Origin of the sequence: Streptomyces sp. (genome assembly GCF_036524955.1) — a bacterium.
Lineage (GTDB): Bacteria > Actinomycetota > Actinomycetes > Streptomycetales > Streptomycetaceae > Actinacidiphila.
The window spans coordinates 20,701-31,510 of sequence record NZ_DATDBG010000284.1 but is presented as its reverse complement, the minus strand read 5'-3'; the positions used below and the strand labels follow the sequence as shown (position 1 = coordinate 31,510).

Sequence of the window (10,810 nt, the reverse complement as noted above, 5' to 3'; positions counted from 1 at the left end):
CCTTCGCCGCGCAGCCGGGACGAAGCGAACGGTCCCGTGAGCGGTCGCCGTTCAGCCGGTCGCAGCAGTCGCCGCCGCCCGGAGCCCGCGGCGGTCGGTCGGAGACGGCGCACTCCCGTTCGGCCAGGTCGAGCGCCGGGGGTTCGTCGCCCCGGCGGGCCGCACCGCCGGCTCCGCTGTCCGCGGACGCCAGGACCACGCTCCAGGACAACGCCGCCCGATGGCTCTTCGGGCAGCCGGACCGCACCACGCTGACAAGCCGTCAGCTCGATCGGCTCGCGGTCTACACGGACACCGCGGAGCGGCTCGGGCTTCTGCTGACCGGGCCGCTGGCGGAGGGAAGCCTCCGGGACGTGCGGACGCTCTTCCGCGCCACCGGCGTCGAGGGCCGGACCACGGTCAGCCGCACCGCCCTGGACGGGCTCGTCCGCACCGTCCTGGGGGCCGGCGACGACTCCCGGGTCACCTCCGACATGCTCCGCGAGGTCTTCGACCACTCGCACGCTCTCGCCGACCTGGACCTGCCGGTCAACCTGGACACCCTCCGCGGGTTTCACGCCCTGTCCCGGCTGGTCGGATCCGATCCGACCCGGCAGAGGCTCGACGACCTGGCACATGAGCTGGTGGGCGGCCCGCGCGGTCCGCGAACCACAGCCGATCTGGTGGAGGTCGCCGCCGTGGTGCATCGGGGCGGGCGCGTCACCCGTGCGGGCCTGCTCGCCGGCCTGAACGTCAAGCCGGCGCAGCGGGAGGGCCGCTCCACGGAAGGTGCGCGGGCCGGCGGCAGTCGTGAGCGGTTGCGTCCGCAGGACCGTTCCGGTTCGGATGGCGCAGGGTCGGGCGGGAGCCGTGACCGGGTGCGGCGGGAGGACCGCCCCGCGCCCGAGGCCGTCCGCACGGACTCGCACGCTGCCCCCGAGCCCGCGGGAAAGGCCGACCCGAGGAAGATGCTCACCGACTATCTGCGGGGGAGAGCCGCAAGGGTCGCCGACTGGTCTGAGCGGAGGATTCTTCGCTTCATGGCCCACCGGGTCTTCGAGGTGCCCGTCGAAGGAACACTCCCCTCGGACGCCTACCCCAGGCTTGAGCGCCTCGCCCTCACGGCGCACGAGTCGGGTATCCCGTTCTCCCTCGAAAACATCCACGCCCTTCGACAACTCCTCGACGCGGCGCCGCGCAGGCAGGGCGTGGCCGGGGAGACGCCGGAGCACGTCGACCGGGTCGTGCGCGACGTGATGAGCCTGCCTCCGGGCACGGCGGTGGACAGCGGGCACCGCACCACGGTTGTGGCCCTGGCCCGCTACCTGAGGGAAGAGCTGAAGAGGCCCGTCACGCTCACCGGCACGCGCGCGCTCCGGGCCCTCACCGACCTTTCCCCGGTGGCCGGCGATTCCGATCCGGGGCACATCCTCCGCGACCTGGCCCGCAGGGTCCTGCCCGACCTGCCCGACCTGCCCGACCCGGCCGACCCGGCCGCCGGTCCGGCGGCCGTCACCCGGCTGCTGGAACTCGCGTCGACGGTGGACAGACATCCGCTCGACATCGACACGCTCAGGGCAGCCGCCCGCGGCGGCCTCGACGGCACCCGGCGCGACACCGCGTCACGGCCGGCACCGGACGCCATGGAGATCGGCACCCCCGACGCGTGGCGTTCGCCCTCGCCCGACGACTCGTCGGTGGCGAGTACACCGACGGCCACCGGGTCCGCCCAGCCCGGAACACCGGACTCCCACCGGTCCAGCAGCGACGAGAGCCTGGCATCCGAGGTGCATGCCTTCGACGAGATGACCATCACCGCCCCCGCCATGCCCATCCTGGCGGAGCCCTCGCACGCCCTGCCCGCACCACCGCCCGGCTTCCACGGGAACGACGCCTTCTGGCAGGCGATCGGAGGGGACCGGCGGACCGGCAGACGGCTCACGGAAAACGAGTACCTCCGTTTCGTCGAGGAAACCGGCGAGGGCGGAGGACGACCGCTGGGGTTCGTGATCAACACCATGGTCAGCCACAAGGACGTGGGGCAGATCCGCGAGGTCCTCGATGCCATCACCCAGGGCATGGAGGGGATGGACAACCGGGTCGCCGTCGTCGTCGGCGTGAACGCGGAGTCGGGGAGCGAGACCCAGCTCAACGAGGCGGTGAGTGCCACCCGCAGGGCGGTCGCGGATCTGGGTCTGCCGGTGGCGGTGGTGCCGGCCACCTTCAAGCCCAAGGGCGGCAGGTTCCCCTACGGCAGGATGCGCAACGCCGTCATGCACGACGAGGCCACCCGCCAGCTCATCGGTGCCATGGTCAAGAACGGCCTCCACCCGTACCTGAGCGTCCAGGACTTCGACCGGGGGTCCCGGATGACAGCCGAGGGCGGTCACATCTTCAACCGGGTCGAGCGGCAGCTGAGGATCGAACACGGGGACCTGCCCCCGGTCCGGCCCTTGGCCTACATCGGTGGGTACCGCATGCCGGACCGCGCCGATCTGCACCGGCTGCTCACCGAAACGATCAATCGGTACCCGGTCGGCAAGGTCCCGCCGGAGCTTGTGGACCCGGAACTGGCGGACCACCACCTCGACCGGCTCCAGGAGGCGGTTCGCAGGGACATGATCGCGCGTCAGAACCAGGCCAGGATCCACCCGCTGCTGCCGTACGCACCCGAGCCGAACCTGTTCGTGGACGGCGCGGCCGTGCTGCTTCGCGACGACCGGGGCGGCCCGCGGCTCAGCTGGGGCGAGGGCGCGGCCGAGTTCGCCCGACTGGGCCAGGACCTGAACCAGCTCAACGGCTGGGAGCTGCGGCAGCACCACGAGCCGCACATGGACGGCCGGGCCGGTTCCGTCCCGGTTCCGGACTCCCGGACCCCGGCGCGGGAGAACCGGTCGATGCCGCGGGGCCGCGACGAGATCCACGCCCAGGTGGCCGCCGACGCCGCCAACAACCGGCTGCCCCACCGCGGCGAGGCGTTCCGCACCGACTTCGTGGACGGCGCGACCTCCACCGACCTCTCCCGGCTGTCCCAGACGCTGATCGACAAGAACGGCGTACTGGGTCAGACCCATGCCAACCTCACCACCGTCCTCGACCGTCTCTTCCAGGGGAAGAGCGCCAAGGACGGCGTGGAACTCGCGGCCGTGCGGAAGATCTACGCCCCGCGTTCCAGGGACGTCTACGAGACGCAGCAGCCGCTGCGACCGCGTACCGGGGGCGCGACGCCCGGGCAGCCGTCGGAGCTGCCGATGGCCTCGAAACTGGGCGACAGGCCGGAGAACGTCCTGAACAGCGCCGTCTCCGCCCCGGTCGGCGGTCCCTTCACGGCCGAGGCGGGCATCCAGGGCGAGCACAAGCTCCACGCGGCCCTCGAACTGGCGTTGTCGACGGAGGAACTGATCCTGGGCCGCAAGCTGGCCTACGTACGGTTCGAGCCCGACATCCTCGGGCACCGGGAACTCTCACGTCTGGACGTCTTCCCGACCCGCCCCCGGCCCGCACAGGGCGTCGGACGGCGGGACCAGCCCGTCCGGTCCGAGTCCGGTGTTCCCGCCGACGGTGACTGCCTCTACCACGCGGTCAACGCCGTACGGCGTATCGACGTCGGTCCGGACACCGCCCTGCACCTGCGCAACACGGTGCTCGACTGGATGCTGACACCGGACAACCTGACCCAGGTGGTGCGTTTCGCGAACGAGCGGGGCGTCGACATCAACGATCTGGTCACCACGATCGCCCTCAGTGGGAACTGGCACGGACCCGCCGGCGACCTGGCCGCGACCATGGTGGCCTCCGCGCTCAACGCCAGGCTGGTCATCGACGCCGACGGTACGGAGCACACGGTCACGCCGCTGCGCGTGCCCGGCCGGGGCCGGTCCAGGCCGCTCCAGCCCGGGCAGGTGATCCGCCTCCGGCTGAGCGGAAACCACTACGAGCCCGTCGGCCGCACGGTGCTCGGCGGGGACGACGGCGGGGCAGGCCGCGCCACCAAGCGTCGCCGCAGCCCGGAGGACGGACCGGGCCGCGGCACCAAGCGGTCCCACACGAGCGATGCCCGCCGGACCGAGACCTCGGCCGCCGGGCCGAGCCGACCGCGTTCCGCAGGACGGCAGGACGCTCCCCGGGGCGGTGGTGCGTCGGCGCGGCAGCACCGTGCCGAGGACACCGAGATGACCGACGCCAACCCCACCGAGGGCGTACGGAAGTTCGGCGGAGCCGACCGGACACCGGCGTCCGAGGAGCAGGTCACGCGGTCCGGCGGCGACCCGATCTCGGAGATGGTCGAGGCGCTCTGCTCGGCCCACGCGTCCGGTACGCGCCTGCTCCAGGGCGAGGGCTCGGACCCGGGCCGCGCGGCGGCGGTCGCCCGCTTCCCGCGGGACGAGCGCTTCTTCTCCGTCGCCATCCACACGGGCGGCGACGGCACCCCGGTGTGGAACGGCCAGGACGTGACCCCCGCCGAGTTCGCCGTCGTCCTCGCCGAGCTCCACGAGCGCGGTGTCTGGGACGGCGAGACGCCGCTCCAGTTCCCGGCCTGCCGGTTCGGCGACGGGCACGAGTACTCCTTCGCCGCCGAGACGATGCTCCTGCTGCACGAGCAGCTCCCGCACCTGCCCCTGGAGGCGTACGCGCCCGACGGTGATCTGTGGCACGTGCCGAGCGTCCTGCCCGACGGCGGGCTCGACCACGTGGGTCCCGGACATCTCGTGGTCGGCGACGGCGTCGTCATCGACAGCTCCGGCAGGCCGCGCGTCGTCCCCGGCGGGGGCTGGCTCCGGATGACGGTCGACCCGCACGACGGTGAGCTGTTCGTCGACGAGCTGGGCGCCCACCTCGTCGTCGACGGCGAGCAGCGGCCGAACACCCAGCCGGTTCCCCCCGGCTACACGCTGTCCGAGGGAGGCTCCCACGACGCGCTCGACCAGGCGGTCTCCTTCGGCCGCGGCACGGCGTCGCCGGGGGAGCAGCACGGGAGGCCGGTGCCGTACGACCCCGGCGACGGCCCGCCGTCCCCCGCCGGAGCGAACGTGGCGCACTGGGTGGGCGACGGCCATCCGGACGCGGCGGTGCAGGCTCGCACGAGCCGGGCGCTGGCGCGCGTGCCGGACGCCGACCGCTATTTCACCGTGGCGATGCACATCGGCGCGCAGCACCGGCCGGTGCGTGACGGTGCGGTGATGTCGGCGCAGGCGTTCGCCGAACACGTGCTGGCGTTGCGGGACGGGGGCGCGTGGGACGGGGAACGGCCGCTGCGTCTGGTGGCGTGCGACCTGGCGGCCGATCCGTCGTTCGTGGCCGATGTGATGCGGGTGCTGTGGGACAGGGGTGTGCGGGCGGACGCCTACGCGGCGGACGGCCCGGTGTGGTTCACACCGCTGGGCGGCGGTACGTCGGAGCTCGTCGCCTCCCGGGCGGTGGGCTTCAAGGCGACGCCCGACGGGGTGAAGCCGGCGCTGCTGCCGGGCACCGGGTGGGTCAGGTTCAGCCCGCCGGCGCACGCCGGTGGGCAGGCGGTCACGGAACCGGTCGGTCCCCTTCTCCGGCCGCGGACCGAGTCCCCGTTCGTCGACGCGGGCCCGGACGAACACCTCACGCCCGCCGCCGGCGCCGTCTCCTTCGGCGCCGACCACCCGGCGAGGCGGGATCGGCCCGACCTGCCCACCGATCAGGGGCCGGCCCCGGTGCACGCGCCCCCGCTCCCGCAGACCGGGACCCGGACCGTACCGTCACGCCGGGACGCCCGGCCGTCCGTGCTCATCGACAACTACCGCGTCGTCACCGCGCACGGCGACGGCCCCCCACCGGGCGGTTCGCTGGCCGAACGGTCCCGCAGGGCCGCCTTCAGCCGCCGGGACGCCTACCGGAACGGCGGACGTGTGGTGCAGACGGGCACCGGGCACGACGCGCAGACCTTCCCGGTCCACCGGGCGGTCCGGTCGCTCATCACCGAGGACCACCCACAGGTGCGCCTGTCCCACGACGCCTCGCTGGCCATCGCGCAGGTCGCGGGCCGGCCGAAGGAGTTCTACGCGCTTCCCGAAGTGGTCGAGCGCGGGAACGTACGGCTGCGGCAGAACGGCAGCGAGGCCCGGCTCGTACTGAACGACGAGGTGTCCATCGAGTTCGAACACGACCAGCGGACGGTCCGCCTCTTCAAGGTGTCGGTCGAGTTCGACGGTGACCCGTCCGGGATCTGCCGGGACTTCTCCCACGACGTGCTCGGTGGCACGCACACGCACGCCGTCCTGCACGACGTCCGGCCGCCGGAGGAGGGCGGTACCGGCAGCACGGCCATCGCCTTCGTCAACACCGCCAGCGACGCCGAGGTCGGCGGCACCCACCATCTGGTGGCCGGACTGATGGACTCCGCCGGCCGGAACGACGAGACCGAGGCGGGGCCGCAGTGGGCCAAGACCCTGACGGAGAAGGCACGGACCCAGCCGGAGCGCGACTGGCCCACCCCGGGGGAGAAGTACGGCCGGGCGCTGAACCGCTCGCACCCGGCCGGCGCCGGACTGCGCCGGGAACTCACCCGCAAGGTCCGCAGCACAGGCATCAACGAGGAGGCGTGGGCACAGCCGGGGGAGGCCTATCTGATGCAGGCCGTCTCCCACAAGACCAGCGGTTGGGAGCGGCTGTTCACCCACGACTTCTCCCGCACGGTCGAAGGCGCCTCGGAGGAGCGGCCGACGACCTGGGGGTACCACTTCGCGCCGGTCGTGGTCGAAAGCCTGGACGGCACGCATCAGATCACCCTGGAGAACGCGCGGTTCAACCGCCGCTCCCGGGCGCTGCTCGACGAGACGCTCACCGCGACGATCGAGCACTACCGGCCGCGGATCGACGAGATCCGCAGTGAACTCGGGCAGCAGGTCGAGCGAGGCGAGCTGAGTCCCGGCGACCCGCGGTTGGAGCTCGCCAGGCTGATCGTCCAGATCCGGGAGACCGAACACGAGCTGGCCAAGCCCGCCACGGCGTCGGACCATCCCGGTGCGGCACGGCACGAGGACCCGTCACACCGCACGGCACTCCTGGAATCCGCGCTCAAGCAGGCGAGAACGGAGGCCCGCCGCGCGCTGCTGACGATCTCCGGCGAGGACATGGGGCTCGACGGTGACATGTGGTGGTTCTCGATGCACGGCCGGGCCAAGGGGGAGAACTTCTTCGAGACCCGGGCGATGCTGGACGACACGACGGCGCGCGGCACCATGACCAACCCCGTCGTCCTGGTACTCGCCAGCGGCCTGGACAACGCGCGGCTGGACCTCGAACCGGACCCCTCGACACAGCGGTTGTCCGCACACGATGTCGCACGGCTGGAGTCCCTGGCCGGCCGGATCGCCAAGGGGGCGCTCTGGCGCATCCGGCAGGGGATGTCCCTGCCGGAGATCCGGATCACCTCGCACGCGCTGCCCGGTGAACGGAGCCAGGGAACCGTTCAGCGGGATCAGGTGAGCACGCGGCTGCGGGAGATTCTCGACGCGCGCCTGGAGGCGATCCAGCGGGACGACGCCTCGATCTCCCAGCCGGTGCGCGCCCACCACTTCCGGGTGGTCGAGGACCTGGAGATCCGCGACCCCGACCGGGTGCGCGCCCTCATGGGAGGGAGTGACGGCGACGGCGAGCTGCCCGTACACCCCCAGGTACGCGTCGAGGTCCACCTCGACGAGCACCCCGCGGACCGGGTCGACCACACGCCGGAGCAGTTGGCGGACCTGGCCCGGCAGACCGGTCTGCGCCGCGGCGGGCCCCGCCTCGGCTCGCTGGGCGGGCAGCAGACCCCGATGGACGACACCCTGCTCGCGCGGATGCGCGACATCATCGGGGTGGGCCGCAGACTCGACGGTCAGGAGGGCGAGCCGGGCCTCACCGTGCTGACCGGCGTACGCCGGCTGTCCGACGTCCTGGCGCGCGAGTACGGGCACACCGGGGAGCTGCGGGTGGGACACCTCGACCCGCTCGTCCGGGACGTCCTCGGTCTCGGCTTCTCCGCGGAGGTCACCACCGCGGACCGGTTGCGGCTGCTGGACATCGCCCGGTCGGCGAAGGTCCGAGGCCGACCGCTCACCGTGGAGAGCCTCACGCGGACGGCACGCCTCGGGTCGGCCGGCGGCGCGCCGGACACCGGAATCCACGCGGAGGAGGTGCAGGCGGGGCCCTCCCGGCCCGCCACCGAGCCCACCGGACCCAGCCGCCGTCCCATCGAGGACGGCGAAGCGGGGCGTGGCGATCCGGCGACCGTCGGGAGCGGGGAGCCGGTTCCGCCCGGTGACCGGGCGGAACCGGCCGAAGCGGGGGAGCCGACGCGGACCGGTTCGCCGGCTCAGCCCGGTTCGGACCGGCCGGGTACGCACCTGCACGGTGCGGACTCGCCGAGTCCGGACCTTCCGGTTTCGGACCCGCCCGGACAGGGCCCGTCGGTACGGCTGCCCATGCTCGACTGGTCGACGTCCGTGGGACTCGCGGACCCGCCGTCCGAGCCGGCCGCCGCGGACCGTCCTGTGCGGGCGTCGGACGCCGGGGGGACCGGCAACGGCGCGGTCCGCTCCGCCCATCCGCAGTACGGGACGGCCGGCGAGGAGGCGCCGGTGTCGCGCATCGGCAAGCTGCGGGTTCCCGCCGGAGTGGACGTCACCCTGGACGGCCGTACGGTCGCGGTGAAGGGCCCCAAGGGCTCGCTCACCCACACCGTGGCCGCGCCGATCGAGATCGCCAAGGACGAGGACGGCATGCTGCTGGTCACCCGCCCCGACGACGAGCGTGTCTCGAAGGCCCTGCACGGCCTGTCCCGCGCGCTGGTGGCGAACATGATCACCGGCGTGACCGCGGGCTACAGCAAGCAGCTCGAAATCAGCGGTGTCGGCTACCGCGTCCAGGCCAAGGGCGCCGACCTGGAGTTCGCTCTGGGCTACAGCCACCCGATTCTCGTCCAGCCCCCCGAGGGCGTCTCCTTCACGGTCGAGTCCCCGACCAGGTTCTCGGTCGAGGGCATCGACAAGCAGAAGGTCGGCGAGGTGGCCGCCTACATTCGCGACCTGCGAATGCCCGAGCCGTACAAGGCCAAGGGCGTCGGCTACGCCGGCGAGGTCATCCGCGAGATCGAAAGCCGGGCTGACGATGGACCACCCACCATGACGCCGGTCCGTGAGCCCTTCGCGGGCGGCTCCCGGCGGCACTCCGCCGGAGCCGGGGGACAACCGCTGCCGGGCCCGGTCGGCCCGGCGACGGAGGGGGAGCAGCAGGCCGGGCACGCGGTCCCGCACCAGCCGTCGCTCGGAACGGTACCCGAGCCCCCGGGCGAGCCGGAGCCCGAGCCCGCCGCGGCGGAGCCGTCGCGGCCCCGCCCCCGCTCGGTCGCCGACGTGATCGCGGACGTTCTGTCTCCCGCCGGGCCGGGGCCGCATCCGCCGGCTCCGCGCGGCCCTTCCCGGACCGGGTGAGGGCCGGCCTGAACCCGCCCGGTGGCGGCCCCCGTTCTCCCAGCGGAACCCGAACCGACAGGAGGCGACGTACGTGGCGGACAACGAGGCGGCACCGGCGACCGAACCGGATCCCACCCGGTCCGGAGTCGGGACCGACGCCGTACCCGACTCCGTCCGGGCGGCGGCCAGGGTTTCGCCGGACCAGTGGATCGGCCTGGTCGACCCGACCTGGCGGGGGGACGGGCCGCCCCCGGGGTGGGCGCTGATCGGGGAGTGGTGGTCGGACGGCGGCGGTGAACCCACCGAGTTCCGTGAGAACGGCGAGTACCGTCCCTCCCCGCTCGCCCACGCGTGGCCGGAACCGACCGACCCGGTCGACGCGGCGGTTCAGCTCTCGGCCACCGGCTACGGGCCGCCGCAGGACGTGCTCCGGGCGCTCGCAGCCGGTCCGCTCGCGGTCGCCCTGGACGGGAACGGCGCGATCGACGTCGTCGAACTGCCGGACGGCAGGCCCGCCGTGCGGGTCTTCTCCTCGGCCGCCCAGGTGACGGCGGCCGGCGACCCGCCGTACGGGGCGATCCGCGCCGCCGAACTCGCCGGGTTGCTGCCGCCGGGCCACTGGGTCCTGCTCAACCACGGCGGACCGGTGGCGATGCGCCTGAGCCCCGACGACCTGCGTGCCGCGCGGTCCGAGGAGCAGCCGCGGCCCGCGGGTCCCGCGGGCGGCCGCTGAACTCGGCAGACGCCGCCGTCCGTTGCAACGACGAGAACCCGTACACCTCCGCACGACAGGAGCCACCCCGTGACAGAACCGACCCCCGGCGGCGTACCGGAGGCCCCGCGGTTCCAGTTGGCCGCCGTCTTCGACCTGGTCGACCCGGTCACCGGGCCGGGCTTCACGGACGAGCACACCGTGATCCACGACCCGGACCGGCTCGGGCTGCTGGTGGAGCGTCTCAACGCCGGCACCGCCGTACTGATGACGCCCACGCTGATGGACGACGTGGTCGACCCGGCCCGCACAGCGGTCGTCCCGATGAACTTCCGTACGGACGGGCGCTGGATCTGGACCGACACCGTCACCTACTACCTGGAGCAGTACGGCCTGGCGCCCGAGCCCGACCTGCTCGCCCACCTTCTGGGGGGTGACGGCACCCCGTGGACCCCGGACCAGGAGACCGCCGAGCAGGCGGTCGCGTTCATCCTCACCCCGCCGGCCCAGGACGAGGCGGTCTGGAGGCTCGGCTGAGGCCGGGGCGGGCCGGGCCCGCCCCCAGAAACGTACGGACAGTCGTCGAGAGGCAGAGGGCAGACACATGGCGAGGGAACAGCAGGCCGGCGGGACCGAACCCGGAGGCCGAAGCGCGACGGCGTATCGGCTGCCCGCCGTGGCATGGGCCGTTGAG

The 10,810-nt window shown here is 73.3% G+C and carries 4 protein-coding genes; 3 read left to right on the top strand and 1 reads right to left on the bottom strand.

Annotated elements, in window-relative coordinates; translation table 11 throughout:
* Positions 1-211 (bottom strand): hypothetical protein (locus VIW71_RS22815; protein ID WP_331624384.1); only part of this gene is annotated, 211 nt, incomplete at its 3' end.
* A 142-nt stretch (positions 212-353) separates the two neighbouring features.
* On the opposite strand from VIW71_RS22815, the gene rplF reads away from it, so the two are divergent.
* From rplF to VIW71_RS22800, 3 genes are all read left to right on the top strand, one after another.
* Complete coding sequence (gene rplF, locus VIW71_RS22810) at positions 354-9,422, top strand: 50S ribosomal protein L6 (protein WP_331624387.1); 9,069 nt, start codon at positions 354-356, stop codon at positions 9,420-9,422.
* A 73-nt stretch (positions 9,423-9,495) separates the two neighbouring features.
* Positions 9,496-10,137 (top strand): type VII secretion system-associated protein, encoded by a 642-nt coding sequence (locus VIW71_RS22805; RefSeq protein WP_331624383.1) that lies wholly within the window; start codon positions 9,496-9,498, stop codon positions 10,135-10,137.
* Between the two features lie 69 nt (positions 10,138-10,206).
* Positions 10,207-10,653: a hypothetical protein gene (locus VIW71_RS22800; RefSeq protein ID WP_331624382.1), complete on the top strand. Its 447-nt coding sequence runs from the start codon at positions 10,207-10,209 to the stop codon at positions 10,651-10,653.
* Positions 10,654-10,810 lie beyond the last annotated feature (157 nt).